Source organism: Pyxidicoccus sp. MSG2 (assembly GCF_026626705.1).
In the GTDB taxonomy this organism is placed as follows: domain Bacteria; phylum Myxococcota; class Myxococcia; order Myxococcales; family Myxococcaceae; genus Myxococcus.
In genome coordinates this window covers 1,563,160-1,588,514 of the sequence record NZ_JAPNKC010000001.1, presented here as the reverse complement: position 1 = coordinate 1,588,514, position 25,355 = coordinate 1,563,160, and the positions used below count along the sequence as shown (strand labels likewise).

Below are 25,355 nucleotides of genomic sequence, written 5' to 3'. Positions count from 1 at the left end.
CTTTCCCCCGGACGCATGCCATGTCGGACGAGAGCGGAGAAAAAACAGAAGAGCCATCCCAGAAGAAACTGGATGACTCTCGCAAGAAGGGCCAGGTCTGGAAGAGCAAGGACCTGAGCGGCATGGGCGTGCTGCTGGTGGGCATGGGCGCCGTGAAGGGCACCTGGGACTCGCTGGAGCACGAAATCTCCACGCTGTTCCAGTTCACCTTCGACCACGTGGCGCACCCGGAGCACCTGGACGTCGTCACCGGACAGGCGCTCTACATCGCCCTGAAGACCATGTTGCTGGTGTCGCTGCCGGTGCTGGCCGGCGGCGCGCTGATGGGCGGCCTCCTGGAGTACGTCCAGGTCGGGTCGCTCTTCACGATGGACCCGCTGATGCCCAAGCTGGACAAGCTCAACCCGCTCTCCGGCTTCAAGAACATGTTCTCCAAGAAGGCGCTCGTCGACCTCTTGAAGAACCTCATCAAGATCTCCGTCACCGCCTACGTCGTCTACGGCGTGGTGCGCGACGCGATGCCCCTGGTCGTGGAGACGGTGCGCCAGGACACGCGCGGCATCATGATCATCATGGGGGAGCTGGTGACGCGCGTGGCCGCCCGCGTCGCGCTCCTCTTCGTCCTCTTCGCCATCTTCGACGTGTGGTGGCAGCGCAAGTCCTTCATGAAGGACATGATGATGACGAAGGAGGACGTCAAGAAGGAGTACAAGGAGAGCGAGGGCGACCCCCACCACAAGGCCAAGCGCAAGGAACTCCACCACGAAATCATGGAGGGTGCGCAGATGGAGGCCGTGCGCGAGGCGGACGTCATCGTCACCAACCCGGACCACGTGGCCGTGGCGCTGAAGTACGACCGCGAGAAGGACGGCGCGCCCCGCGTGCTGGCCCGTGGCATCGACCACAAGGCCGAGCGCATCAAGGCCATTGCCCGCGAGACGGACGTGCCCACCCTGCGCAACGTGCCCCTGGCCCATGCCCTGCTGCGCGTGGAGGTGGGCAACGAGATTCCCGAGGAGCTCTTCGACGCGGTCGCCGAGGTCCTCAACTTCGTCTACGGGCTGAAGCAGGGCTCGGCGGCGCCGGCGACTCCGGGGGCCCGCGCCTGACGGGGCGGGGAGCGGCTATCATGCGTGGACAGCGGAGCGGCCCATGAGTGACGACGAGGCGGAAATCGCCATCGCGCTGAAGTACGACAAGGAGAAGGACGGCGCGCCGCGCGTGGTGGCCAAGGGCATGCGGCTCAAGGCGGAGAAGATCCGCGCGATTGCGAAGGAGCACGGCATCCCCTTCATGCGGAACGTCAACCTGGCCAACGCGCTGTACCGCGTCGAGGTGGGGCAGGAGGTTCCAGAGGAGCTGTACGACGCGGTCGCCGAGGTCCTCAACTTCATCTACGAGCTGCAGCGCGAGCAGGCAGCCGCCAACAGTAAGCGCTAGGGGGGCTGGACGGCCCCCACCTACATGGAGTGAGGTTCGGTATCACGATGGCCAGAATCAACAATCAGCCCCCCAAGACTCCCGTATGGCCCTGGGGGGGACCCCGAAGCGTCCGTGAGCGGCTCGTCGACCCGTCCCAGGTCGACCGCAAGAAGCTCCGCAAGACGGGCAACCCCAAGAACCCGGCGCTCGCCTCGTCGGCGCTGCTGGACTTCATCGGTCCGGCGCACTCGTCGGAAGAGCTGCGCCTGCCGCTGCCCCCGCACCCCGGCGGGCACGACGCGGACCTCGAGGGCTTCAGCGACAGGCCCCACCTGGCCAGCGTCGCCGGCCGCGGGGACGAGGATCAGCGCCGCATGCTCGAGCGCGGCCTGTCCAAGGTGAATGCTCCTCCGGAGCGGCTGGAGCGCCTCAAGGCGCTGCTCTCGCGCGAGTCCGCCATGTTGACGCTGGTTGATCAGGTCAACGAGGAGACGAAGGAAATCATCCGCCAGATGTGGGCGGCGCAGAAGGACGAGGGCATCTAGCGCCATGGCCGTGTTGGACCCGGAAGACCCTCAGGACGAGGCGAAGCTCGCGACCACGTTGCAGCGCTGGGCGGAAGGCAAGGCCACGCTGAAGGACGTGCGCGGCTACTCGGATGACGAGCTGTACGCGATTGCGAAGACGGCCTACTTCTTCTTCTACCAGGGCCGCATCAGCGAGGCGCGCACCCTCTTCCAGGGGCTGTACGCGGTGAACCCCACGGACGGGTACTTCGCCAAGGCGCTGGGCGTGGTGGAGATGGCCGCCGGAAACGGGCAGGGCGCGCTCGCCGCCTTCGACGTGGCCGCCAAGCTGTCTCCGCAGGACCCCTCCGTCTACGTCGGCCGCGCCGAGGTGAAGCTCGCGCTCGGCCAGAAGCCGCAGGCGGTGGAGGATCTGCGCCGGGCCGCGGCCATGACGCCCGAGGATGACCCCGTCGTGCGCAAGGCCGGGGCCATGCTCACGGCGCTCGGACGCAGGTGACGGATACGTCACCCGTCACTTCCGGAATGAAACGAAAAACGGGGAGTCTGCTAGGCTGCCCGCAGTTCCACTTTCGTCGTCATGGAGGTTGTTGACATGTCGAATCCCAACCCTGATCCGCGCGTTCCCGCAGAGATGCCGCCGGAGGCTCCGGCCGAGCTGGTCGCCAAGCGCGAGCGCATCATCCCCGAGCTGGAGAAGCAGGCGAAGACGGCGACCGGCACGCTCCAGCAGGTGATGCGGAAGATGGCGGCGCTGATCACCAACACCAAGCCGGGCGCGTCGCTGAGCTTCCAGCTCTACCAGGACGTGAAGGACGCGTTCTCCCGTCACCTGGGTGAGGCGGAGAAGAACCCGGCGCTCGCCAACATGCCGACGGTGCTGGTGGAGTCCGTCGAGTGGATGCAGGCGTACCTGAACGCCCGCGGCTTCGCGGCCGACACGGCTCCCGCGGCGACCGCGGCGGCCGCTCCCGCCGGGAAGGCCCCGGCTGGCAAGGCTCCCGCGGCGGCTGGCGCGAAGGATGCATTCGAGTCGGGCGGCAAGAAGCACGCGTCGCTCACCGGCGAGGCGCCCCCGGCTCCCGCCGGGCCGCCGGACGTCAAGGCCGAGCAGAAGGAGCTGGAGTCCTTCAAGGCCTGGATGAAGAACCCCAGCCTGGGCAAGCTCAAGGGTTAGCCCCGGATCGGAAGACGGGGCGCGGGAACGCAACTTCCGCGCCCCTCCGCCGATAACTCCTCTGAGACTGATTTCCCAAGGAGCTTCCCCCATGGGCAACACCATTGCGAACACGCCGCGCCCGGCCGCTGGCGGCAACACCCAGAAGACCACCACCGCCGAGCAGACCAACGCCTGGCAGAGCGTGCTGGACTCCGCCGTGGGCCGGATGACCGACTCCGAGGTCAAGGGCAGCCTGAAGTACCTGGGCGACGGCCGCATCGACTCCGTCAAGGAGAAGGTCAAGACGGACATGGAGGCCTTCGTTCGGGAGAACCCGAATGCCTCCACCGAGGAGATCAAGAAGAAGGCGGAGGAGACCACGTCCAAGCACGAGACGAACGCCGTCTTCAACAAGATGCGGGACGACAACTTCTTCAACAAGCTGATGAGCCGCCGCAAGGAGCTGCTCAGGGACATGTGGGGCTGAGTCGGACGCCTTCGGGCATCCACCCCATCGGTTCGCTTTCCCCCGCCGCCCGGGTCCCCTCGCAAGAGGGTTGATCCGGGCGGTGGTCTTTTTGGCGCTCCGCGGCATGGAGGGCCGGAAGGCCCGGCTGAGGGCCCGCTGAAGGCTCGTGGAGCCCGCTGGAGCCCGTAGGGCCCTGGCGCCCGTAAGTCCGCGGGGACATTGGGGAAGCCAGGCCCGCAAAAGCGAAGAGCCGGCATCCCGAGAGGGAGGCCGGCTCCAAGACAGCGACGTCAGGCAACCTGATTACTTGATGTTGCCGATGACGGACATCGCGATCTCGTTGAGCTTCTTGATGATGTTGGAGGCGAACGCGGTGGCCTCCTGCTGCTTCTGGAGCATCAGCTGGGCCTCGGCGCGGTCACGGTCCGGACCGGTCAGACCGGAGAGGGACTTCTCCTCCAGAGCGCTCAGGCCCTGGCTGTTCCCGAGGGCCTTCGTGAGGGACGCGGCGGCGGTGGTGGCGGTGGTCATGGCGTTCTCCAGAGAGAGTGGGAAGCGGGTGGTTTGCGGCGGCGCTGCTTACAAAAGGATTATGGGGCGGAGGGGGTCGGAAGTTTCCTCGGGATTTTCTGATTCTTTTTCCCCCTCTGGCAAGGGGGGCGTCCCTTCCTCCTTATTCGCTTCTCTTCCAGCCTTCTAAGGATGCGGGCTGGATCGGCCTTCTTTGGAAAGGTCGCCTGATAGGCGAAACTCTGGGACGCGAACTTCGAAAATAAATGTGTAGCCGCACAGCTCACCCATTTATTTCCAATCCATTCTGGGGGTACCAAGTCATGTCGAACACCATCGGTGGCAATGTTGGCAACCGTCAGCTGAACCCCGCGCAGATGATGTCCTTTGGCAGCGTCAACAAGACGGCGCTCGCCCAGAACGCGAAGCTCATCGAGTCGACGCTGAACCTGGTGGAGAAGGCCGTCAACCTGGCCACCAAGTTCGTGGATCAGATGTCCAAGGCCGCCGACTCCCAGGGCATCGCGGCGGGCCCGGGCGGGTGCTTCCCCTCCGAGAAGCCGAACCCCCTGGACTCGGTTCGCGAGCAGAACTCCCTCAAGGTGGACGACAACGGGAAGATCACCACCCCGGGCGGCTACCAGATCGAGCAGCTGGGCCAGTTCGAGTGGAAGGTGACCGGTCCGGACGGCAAGAACACCCGCGTCTGGGGCGACCCGCACGTTGCTGAGGGCGACGGCGGCACGTTCGACTTCAAGCGTGACTCGGCGTTCGTCCTCGGCGACGGCACCCGCATCAACGTCACCACCAAGCCCTACGGCAACGGCATGACGGTGACGGGCCAGCTGGACATCGTCTCCGGCGACAGCCACGTGCGCGTGACGGACATCGACAAGGGCAAGGGCAAGGTCGGCAAGCCGACGAATGACGGCCTGGACGAGGTGGTCCGCTTCCACTCCAACCCCAAGGCGGACGTGTTCCGCATGGGCAACGAGACGGACGACTGGACCTTCGACGGCAAGGAGATCATCGGCTCCGAGCAGGGCGGCGACGTCATCAAGACGGCGAAGGACCCGTTCACCTTCAAGCCGGGCCAGAACACCGCCACCCAGAACCACACCACCCCCACCACGACGAAGAAGCAGCCGGCGTGGGCGGACCTGTCCAAGCTGAGCGACACCTTCAACGCCATCAGCAAGCTGTTCGACCAGCTGAAGAACACCAAGGCGAACGGCTTCAACCCGTTCCGCAAGACGGACGACTTCTTCGGCAAGTACGACCGGGGTCAGCACCGCAGCGGGATGACCCAGTCCTTCAAGGCGATGGGCGACATGTTCCGCGCCCTGGAGCAGGTCTCCAAGCTCAATGATATGGTGCGCTTCCGCGGCACCCAGATGTTCTAAGCGCTGGAACCATCCCACCGGGCCAGGTGCGGGAGTGCCTGGCCCTTCTCGAGGTCGTCGTGAGCGACACGCCCCCTGCTGGAGATAGCAACAAGGCCCTCGTCCCGGAGCCCCTCGCCGAGGCGGTCATCCGGGGTGAGGTCACCCTCGGTCAGTTCCTCGGTATCTCCAAGGAGGACATGTACCGCTGGGCGAACACCGCGCATCAGCTCCTGCAAGCGGGAAGCACGCAGCAGGCGTTGACCATCTTCCAGGGACTGGTGGCGGCGTCGCCCACGGACGCCGTCTTCCATGCCCAGCTCGCGGCGACGTACATGACGCTCGAGCGGTTCGATGAGGCGTTCGACGAGTTCAACCTGGCCCTCCAGTTCAACAATGGCCATGTGGACGCGCTCGCCGGACGGGGCGAAATCCACCTGCGCCGCGGTCAGGTGCCCGAGGCGCTCGCCGACCTCAGTGCCGCCATCCAGAAGGACCCGTCGCTCACGCGGCGTGCGACGCAGCGCGCCCACGGGACGCTGCTCGCGCTGAAGCAGCAGGCGGAGCAGGCGAAGAAGTCCAAGTAGCGGGCACCCACGGGTGTCCCCTCCAGGCCCGGGCGGCGCGAAATTCGCGCTGCGCCGGGCCTTGGCTTTTTGGGCGCTCGAGCTGGGGGCGGCGCCGGCGGGCTCCGGGCGGAGTCGGGCGGCGGGCCTCGGTGCTCCGGGGCGAGTCGGGCGGCGGGCTCCGGGGCGGAGTCGGGCGGCGGGCCTCAGTGCTCCGGGGCGAGTCGGGCGGCGGGCCTCGGTGCTCCGGGGCGGAGCCAGGGAGGGCGCGCCGGCAGCTCGTTCCCAGTCGCAGCGGCCGTCCCCGGTGATGCACGAGGCCCGGCGACCGGCCGGAGGAGACGACGACGCCAGGGCCGAGGGGAAGGCCAGGCCCGCAAAAGCGAAGAGCCGGCATCCCGAGAGGGAAGCCGGCTCCAAGACAGCGACGTCAGGCAACCTGATTACTTGATGTTGCCGATGACGGACATCGCGATCTCGTTGAGCTTCTTGATGATGTTGGAGGCGAACGCGGTGGCCTCCTGCTGCTTCTGGAGCATCAGCTGGGCCTCGGCGCGGTCACGGTCCGGACCGGTCAGACCGGAGAGGGACTTCTCCTCCAGAGCGCTCAGACCCTGGCTGTTCCCGAGGGCCTTGGTGAGGGACGCGGCGGCGGTGGTGGCGGTGGTCATGGCGTTCTCCAGAGAGAGTTGGAAGCGGGTGGTTTGTGGCGGCGCTGCTTACAAAAGGATTATGGGGCGGAGGGGGTCGGAAGTTTCCTCGGGAATTTCTGATCCATTTTTTCGCCCTGCCGTTGACGCCCCTGGGCCCTGCCCGAGTCCGCGCCAGCTGGAGGAGGGCGGGCAGGCCTCCCGGAGGCAACACCGCTGTAGCGGGAGCTACACGCACTGCCGGAGAGCCCAGGCCCGCAAAAGCGAAGAGCCGGCATCCCGAGAGGGAAGCCGGCTCCAAGACAGCGACGTCAGGCAACCTGATTACTTGATGTTGCCGATGACGGACATCGCGATCTCGTTGAGCTTCTTGATGATGTTGGAGGCGAACGCGGTGGCCTCCTGCTGCTTCTGGAGCATCAGCTGGGCCTCGGCGCGGTCACGGTCCGGACCGGTCAGACCGGAGAGGGACTTCTCCTCCAGAGCGCTCAGGCCCTGGCTGTTCCCGAGGGCCTTCGTGAGGGACGCGGCGGCGGTGGTGGCGGTGGTCATGGCGTTCTCCAGAGAGAGTTGGAAGCGGGTGGTTTGCGGCGGCGCTGCTTACAAAAGGATTATGGGGCGGAGGGGGTCGGAAGTTTCCTCGGGATTTTCTGATCCATTTTTTCCGCCCGGCCGGGGAGCGCTCGTGATTCTCCCGAGTGCACCGCGTTGTTGGATGGCCCGATAACAGTCTAAGCTCCCGGCGCCCGGTACCGACTGCCCTTGCCGGTACTTGGGGCCGTCCTCCCGCCCTCATGAGGGATGTGTGCAGATGACGACCGAATCAAAGGCAACGGTGTCCAAGAACGAGGCGAAGCCCCTCTCCGGCCCGGAGATGCTCGAGCAGGCCACCGAAGGCTTCAACCTCTTCCAGGACGGCCGCTTCAGCGAGTCGCTGGCCATCTTCGAGGCCCTGTCCGCCAGGGACCCCACGGAGCCCTACTTCCAGACCGCGCTCGGGGCCTGCCACCTGGCCCTCGAGGATCTGGACGTGGCCGAGTCCTACTTCAACCGCGCCATCGAGCTGGACCCGACGGACCTCACCCCGTTCGTCAACCGGGGCGAGGTGTACCTGCGACTGGGCAAGGTGATGGAGGCCGCCCGCGACTTCAACCACGCCGTCAGCCTGGATCCGCAGGGGCAGGACCCCCTGAGCGCCCGGGCTCGGATGCTCGCCGCGGCGGCGCTGGAGAGCGTGGAGGACGCCCAGCACTCCGGACCGGGGAGCGACAGCCCCGCGTAGTCACGCGGCCCCGGCCCGGTGTGCTGCTACAGCGCCGCGCTCAGGGGAACTTCATCTCCAGGTCGATGCGCTGCACCGTGCTGGCGATGGTCTGGAAGTCCGCCGTCAGCGAGCTGGAGTACGCGTCGCCGCCGTTCAGCCGGACGATCATGGCCCGGGCCGTCTTCCCCGCCGGCGCATACCGCGCCGTCACCGTGTAGCGCCCCAGCGCCACGTCCTGCAGGCCGAAGCCGTCCCCCGAGCTGGTGCCCCGGGCCGTCAGCGGCGCCCCGGTGCTGCCATCCACCAGCGGGCCCGACGGGGTCAGCGTCAGCTCGACGTTCTCCCGCTCCAGCGGCGTGTTCGGGTCCTCCGGGTCCACGTACACCGTCAGGTTGAAGAGCACCTTGCCGCCATACGTGCCGCCCTGGGGCCTGTCACCGGTGAGCTTCCAGGTGAAGTCGCGCACGGCCCCCTCGTTCGTGGCGAAGGAGGCGGGGTTGGAGGGGTGCAGGTCGAACTTGTACGTCTTGCCGTTGTACTGCTTCTGAATCTGGGCGCTGGCATTCCAGGTGACGGCCGCCTTGCCCAGCTCCAGACGGTACGTTCCATCCGAGCCCGACGTGCCCGACACGGTGGAGTTCTGGAGGACCTGGTTGTCGGCGACCACCTGCGCCCCCGCGAGCGGCTTACCCGAAGTGTCCAGGACCTTGCCCTTGAGCACGTTGGTCTCCACCTGGGTGTTCCCGCCCCCGTCGTCCTTGCCGTCCCCGTCGCTCGAGCATGCGGAGCAGGCGATGGTCGAGCCCAGCATCAGCAGCAGCGAGAGGCTCCAGCTCACGGAACGCTTCATCAGTCGCATCGTGTTTCTCCTCGCGTTTCAGACACCCTGTCCCGGCCCGGCATGAATGTGACAGGGCACGTCAAGGGGGCATGAATCCGCGAGGCCTGACGCCGCGCAAGCAGTATCGCCCGTGAGGGTCGGCTGGCTGCTTGCTTCCGTCTGTGAGAGGGCGGGAGGGCGCCGTGGCACGGGAAAGTTCCAGGGCGGAGGGGCCCCCCCTGACAGAACAGGCCCAGGTTGGCCTAGGATGCCTGTCCGCTGATGGCCGCCTCCAATCCGAACAGCTTCCTCTCGAAGTACTCCGACATCGTCCTGGCGTTGGTGGTCGTGTGCATCGTCGGGATGATGATCGTCCCGCTGCCCACGCTGCTGCTGGACGTGCTGCTGACGCTGAACATCAGCATCTCGGTAGTGTTGCTGCTGGTGTCGCTCTACGTGCCAGCGGCGCTGCACCTCACGGTGTTCCCGACACTGCTGCTCATCACCACGATGTTCCGGCTGTCGCTGACCATCTCCACCACGCGACTCATCCTGCTGACGGGTGACCCGGGTGAGGTCGTCATCGCGTTCGGCAACTTCGTGGTGCAGGGCAACTTCGTCGTCGGCGCCATCCTCTTCATCATCCTCGTCATCGTGAACTTCATCGTCATCTCCAAGGGCTCGGAGCGCGTCGCGGAAGTGGCCGCGCGCTTCACCCTGGACGCGATGCCGGGCAAGCAGATGTCCATCGACGCGGACCTGCGCGCGGGCTCCATCGACCAGGACCAGGGCAAGAAGAAGCGCCGCGACCTCGAGCGCGAGAGCCAGCTCTTCGGCGCCATGGACGGCGCCATGAAGTTCGTGAAGGGCGACGCCATCGCCAGCATCATCATCACCGTCGTCAACATCGTCGGCGGCCTCATCATCGGCGTGACGCAGAAGGGGATGTCCGCGGGCGACGCGGCGCAGAAGTACACGCTGCTCACCATCGGTGACGGCCTGGTGAGCATGATTCCCGCCATCCTCATCTCCACCTGCGCCGGCATCATCGTGACGCGCGTGGGCGGCGAGGAGGAGGGGGCCCACCTCGGCATGGACATGGGCACCCAGCTCACCGCCTACCCGAAGGCCATCGCCATCGCGGCGGGCATGCTCATCGTGCTCGGCCTCGTCCCCGGCCTGCCGAAGATTCCCTTCTTCCTCCTGGGCGCCGGTGCCGGCTTCGGCGCCTGGTCGATGCTCAAGAAGGCGAAGATGGCGGAGGTGGTGGAGGAGGCGGGCCCGGCCCTGGAGACGGACAACGGCACGCCCATGGCGAGCGAGCCCGCGCCCAAGGAGCCGATGAACCCGGACTCCGAGCTCTTCATCCCCGTCGTCACGCCGATCGTCCTGGAGGTTTCCGACGCGCTGGTGCCCTACGTGGACTCGCGCCAGGACAACGGGAAGTTCCTCTTCGAGCTCATCCCCTTCATGCGCGACGGCCTCTTCGTGGAGCTGGGCGTGCGCTTCCCGGGCGTGCGTGCCCGAGGCAATGGCTCCCTGCCGCCGGGCGCGTACCAGATTCAAATCAACGAGGTGCCCGTCGTCACCGGCCAGGCCACGCTGGGGCACATCCTCGTCAACGACACGGTGGACCGCCTCAAGCTGATGAACATCCAGGGCTTCGAGGCCATCAACCCCGCCACCCGCCAGCCGGCCGCGTGGGTGCCCGAGCAGCACCGTGAGACGCTGGAGGCCGCGGGCCTCACCACCTGGGACGTGCCCGGCTACATCATCCTGCACACGGCCGCCGTGCTGCGGCGCAACGCCCGTGAGTTCGTCGGCGTGCAGGAGACGCAGACGATGCTGGAGCAGCTCGAGAAGGCCTTCCCCGCCATCGTCAAGGAGGTGGTGCCGAAGGTCGTCAACGTGCTGAAGCTGACGGACATCCTGCAGCGCCTCGTGGAGGAGGAGATTTCCATCCGCGACTTGCGCGGCATCCTCCAGGCCCTGGCCGAGTACGGGCAGGTGGAGGCGGACAACGTCATGCTCACCGAGCACGTGCGCGCCGCCCAGCGCCGCTACATCTCGCACAAGTACGCGCGCGGCACCGGCACCCTCGTGGTGTACCTGTTGGATCCGAACATCGAAGAGGCCATCCGCGGCTCCGTGAAGCGGACCTCGGCGGGCGCGCACCTCGCGCTGGAGCCGGAGCTGGCGCAGGAAATCGTCCAGGCCGTGCGCTCCGAGTGCGGCCACCTGCCGCCCAGCGCCCAGCGCCCCGTCATCCTCACCGCCATGGACATCCGCCGCTACGTGCGGAAGCTGCTGGAGTACGAGTTCAACCCCTCGTTCTCCGTCCTCAGCTACCAGGAGCTGTCGCCCGAGCTGAACATCCAGCCCGTGGCCCGCATCTCCACGCGGTAGCGCTTGGCCGCGGGGCGGGCTCCCACCTGTGGGGCCCGCCTTGCTGGCGTCGCATCAGGAAATGGGCTGCGTGCGGGCCCTGGCGCCGCGGCTGGAACGCCGCTCAGGCGCCGGCGAGCACGGCAATCATCATCACCAGGAAGAGCAGCCCCACCACGCCCATCACCACGAGCGGGACGAACTTCTGCTTGTCCTTGAGGGAGGACATGGCGCCAGCGGCGGGCTCCTCGTCCGGGACGGGCATCTCCGCGGAGGGGGAGGCGGGCTCCTCGGCCGGTGGCGCGGGTTCCTCGGAGGACGCGGCCTCTGGTGAGCCGGCGGGCTCCTCGGGCGGGGCGGCGGGCTCCTCGGCCGGCGGCGCGGGCTCCTCGGCCGGCTCCTCCACGGCCTTCATCTGGCGGGAGGGGCCCGGGCGCTGCGGCGAGGGCGGCGGCGAGGCCTTGACGTCCGTGGAGAGCTGGACGGGCTCCTCGGCCGGCTCGGAGGGGTCCACGTAGAGGAAGCGGGTGGCGCCGACCTCCAGCTCGTCGCTGTCCTTGAGCGCCTTGCGGTTCACCCGCTTCTTGTTGACCTTGATGCCGTTGCGGCTGCCCAGGTCCTCGACGTGGGTGCCGGACCAGTCGCGGCGAATCTTGGCGTGCTTGCGGGAGACGAGGTCGTCCTTGAGGACGACGTCCACCTCCTTCTCGTCACGGCCGAAGACGACCTCCTGCGCGTCGCCAATCTCGATGCGCTGGCCCTCGCGCGGGCCGTTCATGAAGCGCAGGTAGCGCTCCTCGCCGGAGGCGAGCCCGCGCATGGCGTCCTTCACCATGCCGCGGGCGATGAAGGACGTCTTCTCCGAGGTGACGTCCGCGTTCAGCTCCGTCATCCGCTCGAAGCGCACGTCGTATTGGGCAATGGCGATGACGTCGCCGTTGCGCAGGAGCCGCTTCTCGCCCTTGGGCAGCGGCTTGCCGTTGACCTGGGTGCCGTAGGCACTGCCCAGGTCCTCCAGGAAGAAGAGGGTGCCTTCCTGGCAGATGCGGGCGTGGTTGCGCGACACGGCCTGCTGGGCGAGCACCACCTGACAGGTCTTGTCGCGACCCAGGGTGATGACCGCGTCGTCGAGGACGATCTCGTTGCTCGGGGCAGCGCCGGCCTCGCTGCGCTGCGTGACGGTGAGACGGACGCTCATCGCGGGGGGGGCACGTACAGGAGGAAGCAGGGCTTCAGAAGGTGGCGTCGCTGATGAACTTCTCGCACGTCTGGTACTCGGTAGGGAATTCCTCGGACGTCCCATACTTCAGGAAGTTCTTGCACGCCACCTGGGCATGTTCCTGCTTGTGCGCGTCGGAGAAGAGCTGGAAGAGGCCGAAGTGGCAGGGGGCGAACTTCGCGTCGAGCTTCACGCACTTGCGGTACGTGGACTCCTCCTCGGCGAGCAGGCCCTTCTCGCGGTACTGGCGGGCGAGCATGTAGAGGGCGGGGGCGGAGTTCTCCGCCTGCTGGGTGTCCTTCAGCTCCTTGAAGGCCGCGTCGGTGAGGGCCGTCTTGCGCTGGGCCAGCGAGAGGTTGTTGATGCAGCTGCTGTTCTGCGGGTCCAGCTGGGCGCAGTTGGCGAAGGCCTCGCGCGCCTCGGGGAAGCGGCTCACCTCCATCAACGCGGTGCCCAGGTCATGCCACTTCTGGGGGGCGTCCGGGGTGAGCTGCACCGACTGGGAGAGGTGGTCCACCGCCTCGTCGAACTCGTTCTCCGCGTAGGCGATGACACCCAGGGTGTGGTGCGCGTCCGACAGGCCGGGGTTCACCGCGAGCAACGTGCGCAGCTCCTTCTTCGCATCCTCCATCTTCTTCATCTTCATCAGGGTGATGGCGAGGTTGTAGCGCGTCTCGAGGTTGTCCGGGTTCACCTTCAGTGCGCGGCGGAAGTTGTCGTGCGCCTTCCCGTACGCGCCTTCCTCCAGGTAGATGATGCCGAGGTTCTGGTAGGCCTGGAGGTGCTCCTGGTTGAAGCGCAGGGCCTTGATGAAGTGCTTCTTGGCCTCGTCCTTCTTGCCGTTGGCCATGGCGATGATGCCCTTGTTGGCCCACAGGTCGGCGTACTGGGGGGAGAACTCCAGGCCGAGGTCGCAGTAGACGTCCGCGCGGACCAGGTCGCCCTTGCTGATCTCCTGCACGCACAGCTCGTTGTTGATGAGGGCGCGCTCGTGGGGCGCCGGGGTGCTGACGCAGGCGACGAGGGGGAGGGTGGAGACCAGGGACAGCGCGGTAAGGAGTCGGCTCAGACGCATGGCGGGCCGAGTGTAGGAGAGCGGCCGCTCCCGAATCAACGCCCCGGAGGGGCCGAATCCGGGCTGTTTTCCGGAGGTTGCGCCGTTAGACTGGCGGCCCATGCGTACCCTGCTCTGTTCCCTCGGATTCGCCCTGGCCCTCCTCGGGGCCGCCCCCGCGCACGCCCAGTTCGCCAACCGCAGCCTGGGCCTCTCGCTGGGGTACATGGACTTCAACAAGACCAAAGGCCTGGATGACGCGCTCTTCCTGGGCATCGACGCCAGCCTCTACATCGAGAACGGCTTCGAGGTGGTGTCCCTGTCGAAGATTGCCTTCCCCAAGGACACCACGGACCCGAACGAGAAGCGGGTGGTGGGGCTCGCCCCCTCGCTGGGCCTGCGCTACCTGTTCTCCGAGGAGTCCATCCGCCCGTACCTCGGCACGGACGTGAGCTACCTCATCATCTTCAAGGAGAGCGTCAGCAACTTCGTGGGCATCGGTCCCAACGTGGGCATCGACTTCTTCGTGTCGGACTCGGTGAGCCTGGGCCTGCGCGGCCAGTACAACTTCTACATCGCGCTCAACGAGAAGACGCAGACGTCGCTGACGCTGTCGGCCGGCGCGGCGGCGTACTTCTAGCCCCTCACGCCAGGGCCCGGGCGCGGGGCCCCACGGCCTTGGCGCCCGTGGACGGCAGCAGGGCGGCGGCCACCAGCAGGGTCCACTTCTCGTCGGAGAGGTGGGCCGGCTTCTCCATGGCCAGCGCGTCCTGCAGCCGGGCGCCCAGCGCGGAGAACAGCCGCAGCCGCGCCTCCAGTCGCAGTTCCTCGCGTCGCAGGGCGGCGGACAGCACCAGTTCCCGCTCCTCGGTGGACAGCCGCTTCACCCGAGACACGAAGAGCGGATCCGCCAGCAGGCCCTCCTCGCCGCTGGTACCCAGGGCGGACGGCACCTTGAGGCGGCGCTCCCGCACGACAATCGTGCCGGCCAGCAAATCCCCCAGCCGCTGGTGGGAGCCGGAGACGAGCGCCGTCACCCCACCCACCAGGTAGAGGAGGGGGAGCCGGTCCACCGGCCGCGCCAGGTTGCGCAGCGCCGCATGGTAGAAGCCGATGCGCACGCCGCTCTCCTGGATGACGCGCAGGGAGAGCACCCGCTTTCCCACCGTGCGCCCGCTCCACACCGTCTCCAGGAAGATGGAGTAGCCCCACTCCACGAGGAAGAAGACCACGGCCAGCAGCGCGCTGCCGAAGCCTGGGAAGGCCATCATCACCACGCTGAGCGCCATCATGATGACCAGGGTGAGCGCGGCGACGATGAGCCCATCCACCAGCCACGCCAGGAAGCGCGAGTAGAGGCCCGCGAGCGTGAAGCGGAACTCCACGTACTCGGGGGTGAGCACCGTGTGGGTGCCGTCCAGCAGCGTGTCGGAGGCGGTCGTCACGCCGCCAGTCTAGCCCCACGGGAGGCGGGCGGGCGCCCGTGGATTCCACCGGCGGTGGCGGAAATGGGGCAGGGGTGTGACGGAGCGTGGGCGGCGTCGGCCGCCGGGCAGGCGGGGACTCGGGGGCTCGTAGGGTTATTCGTGGTTGTCCTGAGGCTGGGTTAATCTGCGGCGCTCTTTCACCGTGGCCGCCTCCGACTCCTCATCCTGGAACCGCCGACTCTGGCCGGCGGCTGCCTTCCAGTTCGCGCTCATCGCCGGGGTGACGCAGCTGAAGACGACGGCGAACGCGCTCGTGCTGTCGCGCTTCGAGTCGCAGGCGCTGCCGTACCTGTACCTGCTGGGCGCGCTGATGACGGCGGCGCTGACGGTGCTGCCTCGCGGCCGGCAGGGCTCGCCGCTGGAGTCGCCCGGTGTGCTGACGGGGCTGGGCGGCGTGGTGGCGCTGGGGCTGGCGGGCGCGTTGTCGGCGGGGCAGCGGATGCCCGCGCTGGCGCTGTACCTCTTCGCGGACACCTTCTCCACGTTCGTGTCCTTCCGCTTCTGGGGGCGGATGGCGTCGGCCTTCGACGCGCGCGAGGCGCGGCGGGCCTTCACCTTCCTCAACGGCTTCGCCATGGGCGGCGGCATCGCTGGCGGACTGCTGGTGCAGGGCTTCGCCGTCCGGCTGGGCACTCCGGCCATGGTGGTGAGCGGCGCGCTGAGCCTGCTGTCCGCGGGCGCGATCTTCCATCACCTCTACAAGGGCGCTCCCGCGCCTCCGCCGCGCAGCCGTCCCGCCGCCGCGTCGTGGATGGGGTGGAGCTACCTGGCGGAGAGCCCCTACGCGCAGGTGCTGGCGGCGCTGGGCATCGCCTTCGCGGTGCTGTCCTCCTTCGTGGACTACTTCTTCCGGCTGCGGCTGGAGGGCACGATGAGCGAGGACGCCCTCGCGGCGCTCTTCGGCTCGCTGCAGCTGTGGATTGGCCTGTTCTGCGTGGCCTTCCAGCTGCTCGTGGCGCAGCGGCTGCTGAAGCGGCTGGGCCTGCTGCGCTACGTGGCGCTGGTGCCGCTGGTGCTGGCGCCCCTGGCGGGCGCGGCGCTCGTCACGCCGGTGATGTGGCCGGTGCACCTGCTGCGGCTGGTGGAGACGGCGGTGAGCTACTCCATCCTCCCGGTGGGCATCCAGTTGCTGTACGCGGCGGTGCCGGACGACCAGCGCGAGGGGTTGCGCGCGATGGTGGAGGGGCTGCTGCGCAAGGGCGGTGTGGTGCTGGCGGGCCTGCTGCTCATCGGCGCGGGACGCGGCGCCACGGGCGACACCATGGCGGTGGCGGTGGTGGGCATGTGCGTCGCGCTGGCCGTGCTGCTGGTGCGGCTCAAGCCCGCGTACGTGGCGGCGCTGGGCGAGCAGGTGGGCGCGCCGGAAGAGGAGGATGTGGAGCTGGAGGGGGAGGAGGAGCAGCGGCTCCTGGCCGAGGCGCTGGCGGCGCCCTCTCCGGAGCGGGTGCTGCGCGCGGTGGCCATGATGGAGCAGGCGGAGGTGCCGCTGCGGCCGCACCTGGCCGCGCTCCTGCGCCACCCGAACGAGCGCGTGCTGGAGCGCGGCGTGTCCCTGGCGCTGGAGCTGGAGGCGCACGAGCTGGCGCCCATCCTGGAGCGGCTGGTGGAAGAAGGGCCCCGGCGTCCCAGGGACCAGGCCGTGTGGGCGCTGGCGCGGCTGTCGCCGGAGCGCGCGGAGCGGCTGTTGCCCGCGCTGCTCAACCACCCGGACATCGGGCTGCGCTGCGCGGCCATTGGCGCGCTGCTCAAGTCGACGGGGAACTCGGTGGCGCTGTCCTCGCTCCAGGAATTGCTGGCCCGGGGGGACGCCGCGCAGGAGCCCGAGCGGCGCGAGGTGGCGCGTCTGCTGGGCCGGCTCCAGGACACGCGCTTCGCCGGGGCGCTGGCGCGCTACCTGGAGGACACGGACCCCACGGTGCGGCGCGTGGCGCTGGCCGCGGTGGGCGAGGGCGGCTACGTGGAAATGGCCCCGCGCCTGTTGCCCTTCCTCACCTGGCGCGAGGAGCGCAAGACGGCGCGCGAGGCGCTGGTGGCGCTCGGCGACGCGGTGACGCCGCTGGTGGAGGAGCAGCTCAACAACAAGGGCTCGCCCCTGGCCATGCGGCTGCAACTGCCCCGCGTGCTGCGCGGCATCGGCACGCCCGCGGCGCTGGACGCGCTGCTGTTCTCCAACGTGAAGGACGACGCGTCGCTGCACTTCCGCATCGGCGCGCAGTTGACGCGCCTGCGCGACGAGCACCCCGAGCACCCGGTGGACGTGGAGCGCGTGCGCGAGGCCCTGGGCCGGCGGCGGGACGTGTACCGCGCGCTGGTGGGCGCCTTCCGCGATGTGCGCGCGGCGCTGGGGGACGGCTCGCTGCTCACCCGCGCGGTGGGAGACCGGCTGGACCAGGCGCTGGAGCTGTCCTTCTTCCTGCTGGGGCTGTTGCACCCGTCGCAGGTGATGCGCGGCATCCACTACAACCTGGTGGGACAGGACGCGCGGCGCCGGGCGCTGGCGCTGGAGCTCTTGGAGAACCTGGTCGCCGAAGAGGACCGGGAGCTGGTGACGGAGCAGGTGGAGGCCCACCACCGCGAGCTGCCCCCGGGGGCACCGGGCCGCCTGTGGCGCCGGCTGGCCGCGCTGGTGCAGAGCGAGGACGTGGTGCTGCGCGCGTGCGCCCGCCATGTAGCGCGGGTGAACGGGCTGAACGTGCTCCCGCAGGAGGGTGACTTGAGCGACCGCACTGTCCAACGGATGTTCGCGCTGGAGGGCGTGAGCGTCTTCTCCCAGAGTGACGTGGATGACCTGGCGGCCATCGCGGCCGTGGCCCGCGAGGCTTCCTACAAGGCCGGTGAGCGCATCTACGCGCAGGGCGACCCGGGTGACGCGCTCTACGTCATCGTCGAGGGCGGCGTGGATGCCTTCCACGACGGCGAGCACGTGCTGCGCTTCCAGGGCAAGCAGGCCTTCGGCGAAATCAGCCTCCTGGACGGCGCGCCCCGCCCCACGGACATGGTGGCCGCTGTGGACACGCGCGTGCTCATCATCGACCGGCGCGACTTCCTCGACCTGATCGCGGACCGTCCGGAATTGCTCACCGGCTTCTTCCGGGCGGTGGGCCTGCAGCTCCAGAAGCTCATGGGCCTGCCCGACTCGCGCGAGGCGGGCCAGCGCCTGGAGCTGACCGGCCCGCAGCCCCTGGAGGTGCCGCCGCTGCCCACCGGCCCGGCCCCCGAGCCCTCCAGCGCCAACGAGGTCATCATGTCCTCCGGCGAGGAGGAGCGCGCTCGCGACGAGAAGTGACGGGCGTCCCCGTCCCTGTCAGCTGTCAGGCGCCCGTCTCGCCCGCTGGAATCTGGGGCCTGGGCGCGGGAGGAATGGCCGCGGCGCGCGCGGCGGCTTCTTCCGCGAGCAGGTGCGCGGAGGCGACGGGGATGAGCGGCCGGCAGAAGAACTTCAGCGGCGGGATGGAGCCGACGAAGCGCACCAGCGCCAGCCCCGCGAAGGCCCACGGGTGGCGCTCCACCGTCGACACCGGGGCGAGCACTTCCTGCGTCCTCCGCGTCCAGAACGCGCCGTAGCGCTGGAGCATGCCCCAGCGCATTCCGGGCACCCGCGTGGTGAGCCAGGTCCAGGCGCGCAGGAACCAGGGCGTCCGGGCCTCCGCGGGGGGCACCCAGGCGTGCTCGCTCTTGGCGGCGGTGAACACCACCAGCCACCACGCGCCCCAGGCCGTGTTGAGCAGGGTGAAGACGGTGGTGCTGAAGCACAGGAAGGGCACCGTGAGCACCCACAGGGCCGGCACGCCCACCGCGAACAGCAGCGCCGCCCGCCAGCGCCGTCTCACCTTCTTGCGGAGCCACTGCATGTCGAGGCGCACGCGCGGCTCAATCTTCTCGTCCTCCGGCTTCACGCCGGTGAGGAGGCTGGCGTCGCGGGCGATGACGTCGTGGTAGTCCCGCGACAGCGCGATGACCACCCACTGGGCCAGGTGCAGCGTCGCGAACAGCGCCGCCCAGAAGGCCAGGTCCCACGGCGAGAAGCCCTTCACCGTCCACCAGGAGTCCTCGCCGCCCACCTTCACGCGGAAGCGGCCCCGAGAGCTCCCTTCGCCCTTGGCAGGCGGGCTTCCCTGGGTGGCCACGGCCGTGCCGCCGTCCCCGGTTTCGAGCCCGGCCTGGCGGGTGTCGGCGACTTCCTCGTCGCCGTCCTCGTCGCTGTCACCGGAGGAGGTGGCTTCGTCCTCCTCGGTCTGCGCCGTGCGTGCCGCCTCGAAGGCCAGTGCGGCGATGGCCTCGACGATGGACGTGCCCGCATCGCGTCCCTGTGCCGCCGCTTCGAGCTCCCGGGCCCGCTGCTCGAGTCGCTTCTCCGCCGCGGCCCGCCGCTCCTCGCGGGTGCGGGGCCGCTGGCCTCCCGCATCGGGCGCGTCCGAGGCAGCAGCCTGCCGGGCAGGGCTGTCCTCCGCGTCCTGGGAATCCTTTTCGGTCGCGTCCGCACCGCTGGGAGGGGCTGCCGCTGCGTTCCGGTTCGAAGAGGCGGGTGAACCCGCGTCGTCCTCGGCGTCCGGGTGAGCGGCCGCGGCCCGCGCGTCGTTTCGTTGGGAAGCGGACTCCTCCGCGTCCTCCCGGCGGGAAGCCCCATCCCTGTTCCGCTGCCGCGACGCCTTGCTGCCTTCGAGGATGCGCCTTGCGACCTTGGCGTCGGCCTCCTGCAGGTACCGATCCGCGATCTCCGCGGCCACCTTCCGGCCTGCCTCCGTCTGGGCCTCGGCCTCCTCGCGGGTCTCCTGCCGGCTCGCGCTCTTCGCGGCCTCCTTGCCGGAGCCCATGCAGGTCAGCGCCAGCGCCAGCGCCGCCACCGTCTGGAGCAGCCCCACGCGCAGGTACGTCCGCCGCGCCACCGGGTCCTTCAGCAGCGCCCGGGCCAGGTGGAACGGCAGGCTCATCCCGTAGAAGAACTGCCGCAGCGGGCCCTTGGGACGCGGGCGCCCCTGGAGGTGGAAGTGCTCCACACCCCCTCGCACCTCTTCCCAGAGCTTCTGGCTCAGCGCCTCGCCCTGGCCGTTGATTTCCGGGTCCTCGGGGTTACGCCCCGGGTCTTCCGGTGATGACGGGCCCTGTTGACCCTTGCCGTCCGACACGCGTTCCACCGTAGCATGAGCCGAGTTGTGCTAAAGGCGCCGGTTGTGAGACCGACCCCTCCTGCCTTCCGTCCGAGTTTTCTCCGCCAGCCGCGGCTCTCCGGCGTGCTGGTCCTCGCGCTTGGCGTCCTCGCCGGCTGCGAGAAGAGCAACCCCACGCCTCCGCCTGCCCCGGCGGAACCGCCCGCGGCGGCCAAGGCCCCCGCGGCTCCTGCAGTTCCTCATGAAGTCACGCTGCTGGTTACGGGCGGCGCCTTCGGCCAATTGCAGCCCGTCGACGGCAAGGGCGGCGCGGCGGAGATGCTCGGCCGCTGGGTGGCCGAGGAGAAGCACTGTCCCGGCCCCGTGAAGGAGGGCCAGGCCCCCTGCGCCGACTCCGGCACGCTGGCGCTCGCCACCGGTGACCACTGGAACGGCCCGGCCATCTCCTCCTTCTTCCTGGGCACGCCCACCGCCGAGGTCATGGGCCGCATGGGCTACGCGGCCTCCGCCATGGGCAACCACGAGCTGGCCTTCGGCAAGGAGGCCTTCCTCAAGAACCGCGCCGCCGGCGGCTTCCCGTTCCTCGCCGCCAACCTCAAGGTGAAGGACCCCGCGCTCGCCGGTGACTTGTCCCTGCCCGCGTTCCAGGTGTTCGAGCGCCGCGGCCTCAAGATTGGCGTGGTGGGCCTGGCCTCGGAGAAGACGGTGCGCACGGCCATGGCCGGCCGCGCGGAGGGCCTCGAAGTCACGGGCTACGAGGACGCGCTCAACAGCGCCGTCCCCGAGGCCCGCAAGGCCGGCGCGGACGTGGTGGTGGTGGTCGCCGACACCTGCGTCAGCGAGCTGCAGCCCGTCGTCGCCAAGCACGCCGACTGGAAGCTGGCGCTGGTGGCCGGTGGCCGCTGCCCGCAGCCGGTGGACACCAAGGAGGGTGGTACCACCTTCGTGTCGCTGGACCGCGGCTTCAACAAGTACCTGCGCGCGCACCTGAAGTTCGACCCGTCGAAGCCGGCGGGCGAGAAGGTGACGGATGTGGACACGAAGCTCGTCGACGTGGCGGGCGGCACCCCGGACATCGAGACGGCGCAGCTCATCACCAAGTGGAAGGCGCAGCTCGACGAGGTGCTGGGCCAGCAGATCGGCTTCACCAAGGCGGGCATCCCCCAGAACTCGCCGCAGATGGCGAAGTGGGTGGCGGGCGCGGTGCGCGAGGTGCTCACCACGGACGGCGCCATCCTCAACAAGGGCGGCATCCGCGGCGACCTGCCGGCCGGCGCGATTACGCGCGGCAGCATCTACACGGTGATGCCCTTCGAGAACACCCTGCTGGTGGTGAAGCTCAAGGGCGAGGACCTGGCGAAGCAGCTCGCCAACCCCAACGCGCTCATCGCCGGCTTCACCCCCGCCGGGAAGGGCAAGTTCAAGGACGCCAAGGGCAAGGCACTGGATCCGAAGAAGGAGTACTCGGTGGCCACCATCGAGTACCTCTACTTCGGCGGTGACGGCTTCGAGTTCGAGAAGCTGGCCCCCGAGCCCACCGAGACGGGCATGGCCTGGCAGACGCCCGTGGTGGACTGGACGAAGGGCAAGGAGTCCAGCGAGAAGAAGCCGCTGGAGAAGCTGGTCAAGTAGGCCACCCGCTTCCTTCGCTTCACCGAGGCGCCGGAGGGACTCCCTGGAGTCCCCCGGCGCTTCGCCGTTTCAGAGCCCGGAGGGACCGGGGGCCGTCGGGATGCCGGGCGCCGCCGTCGGGTCGCCCGGAGCGGCGGTCGGGACGCCGGCCGCCGCGCCGCACACGGCCTCGTAGCGGGCGAGGGTGTCATGCACCGTGCGCCGCAGCCGCTCCGGGGTGCTCTCGTGGAGCGTGTCCGCCGCGAGTTGCTGCGCGGACAGCGCCTCCGGGCAGCGGCCGAGCTGGAAGAGAATCGTCGACCAGGTGTCGAGCACCGCCGGGTTGCCGGGCGCCAGCGCCACGGCGCGCCGGGCCGCCGTCAGGCCCTTCTCCGGCTGCGACGTGCGCGCGTAGAAGCCGGCCAGCCCGTTCTGCGCGCTCACGCTGTCGGGCAGCAGCTCCACGGCGCGCAGCCGAGCGGCCTCCTGCTCCTCGGAGGTGTTGCCCGCGGCGTCCAGCGCCTGAGCCAGCGCGTCCCAGGCCTGCCCGCTGTCCGGGTGCCGCTCCACCAGTTGCTGCGCGAGCCCCAGCCGGCGGGACGGGTCCACCGTGGAGCGGATGCGGAGCAGGATGGCGGCGACGTTGCCCGGGTCCTCCTTCAGGGCCTGCGCCATCTCCTGCTCCGCGTGGTGGAGGCGCTCCTCCGGAGGCGCGGCCCCGGGCGTCATGAGGAAGAGCTGGGCGCGGATGGCGTGCACCTCCGCGGGCTCCAGCGCTCGCATCTGGAGGGGGCTCTTCACCGGCGGCAGCGGGGCGGTGATGGTGGGGTAGGTGACGTGGCGGCCGCCGTGGACATAGGCGTGCAGCTCCCCGGCGAGGTCCTTCGCGCCACGGAAGGATTCCTCCCAGGCCTGGCGGGGCTCCTCGCCGCTCATGAGGCGCGTCTGGAACTCGTCGAAGCGCTCGGGGTGCCGGCTGATGAAGAAGTGCACCCACAGCCAGGAGGACGCGTAGTAGTTGCGCGACTCGGCGGTGCCGAGCAGGCCCTTGCCGTCCCACTCCCACAGCTCGTCCAGCGTGCGCCAGCCGCTGCGCTGCACGTGGGCGAGGAAGCCCGAGTGCAGGCCGCCGAGGATGACCTCGTGCCTGTCGGGCCGCAGGATGATGGACTCCAGGTAGGCGGCGAGCCCCTCGGACAGCCAGCGCGGCTGGCGCACCAGGGCGAACTCGGAGAGGTAGTGCGTCAGCTCGTGGGCCTGGGTGCCCACGTCGGCGGGGGCCTCGCTGAGGGCGTACGCGTTGCCGGCCAGCACCAGCACCGGGCCGTCCGAGGTGGTGGCGGAGAAGCCCTCGATGCGGACGTTGGTGAACTCCTCCAGCGTGGTGTGGTTGGCGAGGACGATGACCTCCACCGTGCCCGGCGGGTCGAAGGTGCCGGCCCAGGCCTGGAGCAGGCCCTGCCGGAGCAGTTCCAGCTCCCGTGTGGCCTCCTGCGCGGTCTCCGCGTCCAGGTGGGTGCGGACGCTGAAGTGGGGGCTGCGCACCTCGACCCAGGGGCGCCCGCCCTCGGCGGGGCACACGGCACGCAAGGTGGTGCATCCCGAGAGCAGGGTCAGCACCAGGCCCAGGACAGAGACCGACATCCGACACGTCATGACCCGAGTTTTCCCACAACCCGCGCCGCGAGGGCAGGGAGGGCCCCCGGCGCCTGGGCTAGAGTGTCCAGCCATGGAGATGGCGGAGTTCATCGAATCGCGCCGGCCGCGCTGGGAGAAGCTCGAGGCGCTGCTGGACAGGTCCGAGTCCCACGGCCTTCGCGGGCTGAGCCTGGATGAGGCCCGCTCCCTGGGCAAGCTGTACCGGGCCGTCTCCAGTGACTTGCTCTGGGTGCGCGCGCGCAGCGGCTCGGCGGACGTGAGCGCCTATCTCAACGACCTGGTGGGGCGGGCGTACGCGCTCACGTACCCGGGGCGCCGCCCGCGCTTCGCGGACGTGTGGGGCTTCGTGGCCCGGGGCTTCCCCGCGCTGATGCGTCGGGAGTGGCGCATGTACGTCGCCTCCGTGCTGCTGCTCCTGGCGGGCACGGGTTTCGGCTACCTGGGGATGCTGGTGGACCCGGATGCCGCGCACTACCTGGTGCCCGCCGAACACCTGAACCTGGACCCGGTGAAGCGCGCCGCGGACGAGGCGGCGGGGGAGGGGATGACGGCGGGGCAGCAGGCCCAGTTCACCACCTTCCTCTTCACGCACAACATCCAGGTGGCCTTCCTGGCCTTCGCGCTGGGAATCACCATGGGGCTGGGCACGGCGGTGATGCTCTTCACCAACGGCCTGTTCCTGGGCGCGCTGGCGCAGGTGTACGCGGCGAAGGGCATGGCGGGCTGGTTCTGGGCGTGGATTCTTCCGCATGGCATCCCGGAGATAACGGCCATCTGCATCGCGGGCGCGGCGGGATTGGTGATTGCGCGCGGGCTGGTGGCGCCGCGCGGCCTGCGAAGAGGACAGGCCCTGCGTCAGGAGGCGGTGACGGCGGTGAAGTTGCTGTTCGGCACGCTCGCGCTGTTCGTGCTCGCGGGCTTCATCGAGGGGACGATTTCCCAAATCCACCCGCCGAAGCTGTCGGTGGCGTTCAAGGTGTCCTTCGCGCTCACCGTGGGCGCGGGCGTGTATGCGTACCTCCTGTCGGACTGGCTGCGTGGCGGGAAGGCGGGCGCGGAGGATGGCACCCGCGAGCCCGCCGCGACGCCGTGATACACCGCCCGCGTGACTGACCGCCTCGCCCTGCCTCCGTTGCCGCCCGAGCCGGAGGTCCTCATCGAGTGCCCGCGCTTCTCCTTCGTGAAGCGGCGCGCGGACGGGACGGTGGACTTCGTGGCGCCGCTGCCGTGTCCGTACAACTACGGCAGCATCCCCGGCCTGATGTCCGACGACGGGGACCCGCTCGACGCGGTGGTGATGGGCGCCCGCCTTCCTCGCGGGCAGCGGGTGCGCGTGCCCGTGGTGGCGGTGCTCGGCTTCATCGACGAGGGGAAGGGAGACCCGAAGGTGGTGTGCAGCGCCCGCCCCTTGAGCTCCTTCGAGCGCACCGGGCTGGAGTACTTCTTCCGCATCTACGCCTTCTTCAAGCGCGGGCTGCACCGGGTGCGCGGCAACGTGCCGGACACGCGCTTCACGGGGTGGCTTCCGCTGACTCCAGCAGAGTCTTCGACATCCTGAGCACCCGGTAGGTGAGCAGGCCCTGCTCCAGCGGACCCACCCACTTCTCCTCGCGGAAGCCCACGCGCGTCCAGAAGCGCAGGGCCGCGGGGTTGGGCTCGGCCACACCGAGCCGCAGCAGTCGGACTCCCTGGCCTCGCAGCCAGTCCTCGTACGCGCGGATGACGGCCTCGCCGCGCCTGTGCCCGCGCACCTCCGGCGCCAGCAGCATCAGCCCCAGGTACCATTCCCCCGGAGAGGGAAAGTCGCTCACGGACTCGAGGATGCCCATCAGCGCGCCGCCCGCGTCCCGCAGTGCCACGAAGTGCCCGCGCTCCGGGCCCAGTCCCGGCGGGCGCTCCTCCGGCATCTGCTTCGCTTCATCGGGCCGCGCGGGCCTTCCGTAGCAGCGCTGGTAGAAGTCCTCGCAGCGCTCCAGCAGCGGCTGGAACACGTCCACGTCGACGTCGGTCACGTGTTCGGCGGTGAGGTCGGCGGCCTGGAAGAGCGGGGCCATGGCGTTGTC

25 protein-coding genes are annotated in these 25,355 nt (G+C 69.2%); 15 read left to right on the top strand and 10 right to left on the bottom strand.

Annotation, left to right across the window (positions count from 1 at the left end; all coding sequences use genetic code 11):
- Positions 1–20 precede the first annotated feature (20 nt).
- The 6 genes from sctU (at position 21) to OV427_RS06505 (ending at position 3,595) form a co-directional block, all read left to right on the top strand.
- Entirely contained in the window at positions 21–1,109 is a 1,089-nt protein-coding gene (gene sctU / locus OV427_RS06530; RefSeq protein WP_267855240.1) for a type III secretion system export apparatus subunit SctU, read from the top strand.
- Between the two features lie 43 nt (positions 1,110–1,152).
- Positions 1,153–1,440 carry an EscU/YscU/HrcU family type III secretion system export apparatus switch protein gene (locus tag OV427_RS06525; protein ID WP_267855239.1) on the top strand — a complete coding sequence of 96 codons (288 nt, stop codon included), beginning with the start codon at positions 1,153–1,155 and terminating at the stop codon, positions 1,438–1,440.
- Positions 1,441–1,487: 47 nt separating this feature from the next.
- Complete coding sequence (locus OV427_RS06520) at positions 1,488–1,967, top strand: hypothetical protein (protein WP_267855238.1); 480 nt, start codon at positions 1,488–1,490, stop codon at positions 1,965–1,967.
- Between the two features lie 4 nt (positions 1,968–1,971).
- Positions 1,972–2,448: a SycD/LcrH family type III secretion system chaperone gene (locus OV427_RS06515; protein WP_267855237.1), complete on the top strand. Its 477-nt coding sequence runs from the start codon at positions 1,972–1,974 to the stop codon at positions 2,446–2,448.
- Between the two features lie 96 nt (positions 2,449–2,544).
- Positions 2,545–3,126 (top strand): hypothetical protein, encoded by a 582-nt coding sequence (locus OV427_RS06510; RefSeq protein ID WP_267855236.1) that lies wholly within the window; start codon positions 2,545–2,547, stop codon positions 3,124–3,126.
- Between the two features lie 91 nt (positions 3,127–3,217).
- Positions 3,218–3,595, top strand: coding sequence for a hypothetical protein (locus OV427_RS06505; protein WP_267855235.1), 378 nt, complete (start codon positions 3,218–3,220; stop codon positions 3,593–3,595).
- A gap of 285 nt (positions 3,596–3,880) precedes the next feature.
- Here the strand turns inward: OV427_RS06505 and OV427_RS06500 are convergent, their stop codons facing one another.
- A complete protein-coding gene (locus OV427_RS06500; RefSeq protein WP_163996733.1) occupies positions 3,881–4,108 on the bottom strand; it encodes a hypothetical protein in 228 nt (75 codons plus the stop codon).
- A 302-nt stretch (positions 4,109–4,410) separates the two neighbouring features.
- Between OV427_RS06500 and OV427_RS06495 the strand changes: the two genes are divergently transcribed.
- On the top strand, positions 4,411–5,490 hold the full coding sequence (locus OV427_RS06495; RefSeq protein WP_267855234.1) for a DUF1521 domain-containing protein: 1,080 nt from the start codon (positions 4,411–4,413) through the stop codon (positions 5,488–5,490).
- 59 nt (positions 5,491–5,549) lie between these two features.
- Positions 5,550–6,056: a tetratricopeptide repeat protein gene (locus tag OV427_RS06490; protein WP_267855233.1), complete on the top strand. Its 507-nt coding sequence runs from the start codon at positions 5,550–5,552 to the stop codon at positions 6,054–6,056.
- A gap of 422 nt (positions 6,057–6,478) precedes the next feature.
- On the opposite strand, the gene OV427_RS06485 is transcribed toward OV427_RS06490, so the two are convergent.
- Positions 6,479–6,706 (bottom strand): hypothetical protein, encoded by a 228-nt coding sequence (locus tag OV427_RS06485; RefSeq protein ID WP_163996733.1) that lies wholly within the window; start codon positions 6,704–6,706, stop codon positions 6,479–6,481.
- Between the two features lie 303 nt (positions 6,707–7,009).
- Positions 7,010–7,237, bottom strand: a complete 228-nt coding sequence (locus OV427_RS06480) for a hypothetical protein (RefSeq protein WP_163996733.1) — start codon at positions 7,235–7,237, stop codon at positions 7,010–7,012.
- Between the two features lie 259 nt (positions 7,238–7,496).
- Here OV427_RS06480 and OV427_RS06475 point away from each other — a divergent pair, with 259 nt between their 5' ends.
- Positions 7,497–7,967, top strand: coding sequence for a tetratricopeptide repeat protein (locus OV427_RS06475; protein WP_267855232.1), 471 nt, complete (start codon positions 7,497–7,499; stop codon positions 7,965–7,967).
- A 40-nt stretch (positions 7,968–8,007) separates the two neighbouring features.
- Here the strand turns inward: OV427_RS06475 and OV427_RS06470 are convergent, their stop codons facing one another.
- Positions 8,008–8,799 carry a carboxypeptidase-like regulatory domain-containing protein gene (locus OV427_RS06470; protein ID WP_267855231.1) on the bottom strand — a complete coding sequence of 264 codons (792 nt, stop codon included), beginning with the start codon at positions 8,797–8,799 and terminating at the stop codon, positions 8,008–8,010.
- Positions 8,800–9,051: 252 nt separating this feature from the next.
- Here OV427_RS06470 and sctV point away from each other — a divergent pair, with 252 nt between their 5' ends.
- Positions 9,052–11,175 carry a type III secretion system export apparatus subunit SctV gene (sctV, locus tag OV427_RS06465; RefSeq protein WP_267855230.1) on the top strand — a complete coding sequence of 708 codons (2,124 nt, stop codon included), beginning with the start codon at positions 9,052–9,054 and terminating at the stop codon, positions 11,173–11,175.
- Positions 11,176–11,278: 103 nt separating this feature from the next.
- Here sctV and OV427_RS06460 read toward each other — a convergent pair whose 3' ends face one another.
- Together OV427_RS06460 and OV427_RS06455 are read right to left on the bottom strand one after the other, a co-directional pair.
- Complete coding sequence (locus OV427_RS06460; RefSeq protein ID WP_267855229.1) at positions 11,279–12,352, bottom strand: FHA domain-containing protein; 1,074 nt, start codon at positions 12,350–12,352, stop codon at positions 11,279–11,281.
- A 34-nt stretch (positions 12,353–12,386) separates the two neighbouring features.
- Positions 12,387–13,448, bottom strand: a complete 1,062-nt coding sequence (locus tag OV427_RS06455; RefSeq protein WP_267855228.1) for a tetratricopeptide repeat protein — start codon at positions 13,446–13,448, stop codon at positions 12,387–12,389.
- Between the two features lie 100 nt (positions 13,449–13,548).
- Here OV427_RS06455 and OV427_RS06450 point away from each other — a divergent pair, with 100 nt between their 5' ends.
- A complete protein-coding gene (locus OV427_RS06450; RefSeq protein ID WP_163996740.1) occupies positions 13,549–14,067 on the top strand; it encodes a hypothetical protein in 519 nt (172 codons plus the stop codon).
- A 4-nt stretch (positions 14,068–14,071) separates the two neighbouring features.
- On the opposite strand, the gene OV427_RS06445 is transcribed toward OV427_RS06450, so the two are convergent.
- Entirely contained in the window at positions 14,072–14,872 is an 801-nt protein-coding gene (locus OV427_RS06445) for an RDD family protein (RefSeq protein ID WP_267855227.1), read from the bottom strand.
- 184 nt (positions 14,873–15,056) lie between these two features.
- Here OV427_RS06445 and OV427_RS06440 point away from each other — a divergent pair, with 184 nt between their 5' ends.
- Positions 15,057–18,200 carry a cyclic nucleotide-binding domain-containing protein gene (locus tag OV427_RS06440; RefSeq protein ID WP_267855226.1) on the top strand — a complete coding sequence of 1,048 codons (3,144 nt, stop codon included), beginning with the start codon at positions 15,057–15,059 and terminating at the stop codon, positions 18,198–18,200.
- A gap of 25 nt (positions 18,201–18,225) precedes the next feature.
- On the opposite strand, the gene OV427_RS06435 is transcribed toward OV427_RS06440, so the two are convergent.
- Positions 18,226–20,040, bottom strand: a complete 1,815-nt coding sequence (locus OV427_RS06435) for a hypothetical protein (RefSeq protein ID WP_267855225.1) — start codon at positions 20,038–20,040, stop codon at positions 18,226–18,228.
- A 15-nt stretch (positions 20,041–20,055) separates the two neighbouring features.
- Between OV427_RS06435 and OV427_RS06430 the strand changes: the two genes are divergently transcribed.
- Positions 20,056–21,654: a bifunctional metallophosphatase/5'-nucleotidase gene (locus OV427_RS06430; protein ID WP_420718247.1), complete on the top strand. Its 1,599-nt coding sequence runs from the start codon at positions 20,056–20,058 to the stop codon at positions 21,652–21,654.
- A 69-nt stretch (positions 21,655–21,723) separates the two neighbouring features.
- Here OV427_RS06430 and OV427_RS06425 read toward each other — a convergent pair whose 3' ends face one another.
- Positions 21,724–23,277, bottom strand: a complete 1,554-nt coding sequence (locus tag OV427_RS06425) for a tetratricopeptide repeat protein (protein WP_267855223.1) — start codon at positions 23,275–23,277, stop codon at positions 21,724–21,726.
- 85 nt (positions 23,278–23,362) lie between these two features.
- On the opposite strand from OV427_RS06425, the gene OV427_RS06420 reads away from it, so the two are divergent.
- Both OV427_RS06420 and OV427_RS06415 read left to right on the top strand, forming a co-directional pair.
- Positions 23,363–24,385 carry a stage II sporulation protein M gene (locus tag OV427_RS06420; protein ID WP_267855222.1) on the top strand — a complete coding sequence of 341 codons (1,023 nt, stop codon included), beginning with the start codon at positions 23,363–23,365 and terminating at the stop codon, positions 24,383–24,385.
- 12 nt (positions 24,386–24,397) lie between these two features.
- Entirely contained in the window at positions 24,398–24,850 is a 453-nt protein-coding gene (locus OV427_RS06415; RefSeq protein WP_267855221.1) for an inorganic diphosphatase, read from the top strand.
- Here OV427_RS06415 and OV427_RS06410 read toward each other — a convergent pair.
- Positions 24,804–25,346 carry a GNAT family N-acetyltransferase gene (locus OV427_RS06410; protein WP_267855220.1) on the bottom strand — a complete coding sequence of 181 codons (543 nt, stop codon included), beginning with the start codon at positions 25,344–25,346 and terminating at the stop codon, positions 24,804–24,806. The two genes, OV427_RS06415 and OV427_RS06410, sit on opposite strands and share 47 nt — an antisense overlap.
- Between the last annotated feature and the right edge of the window lie 9 nt (positions 25,347–25,355).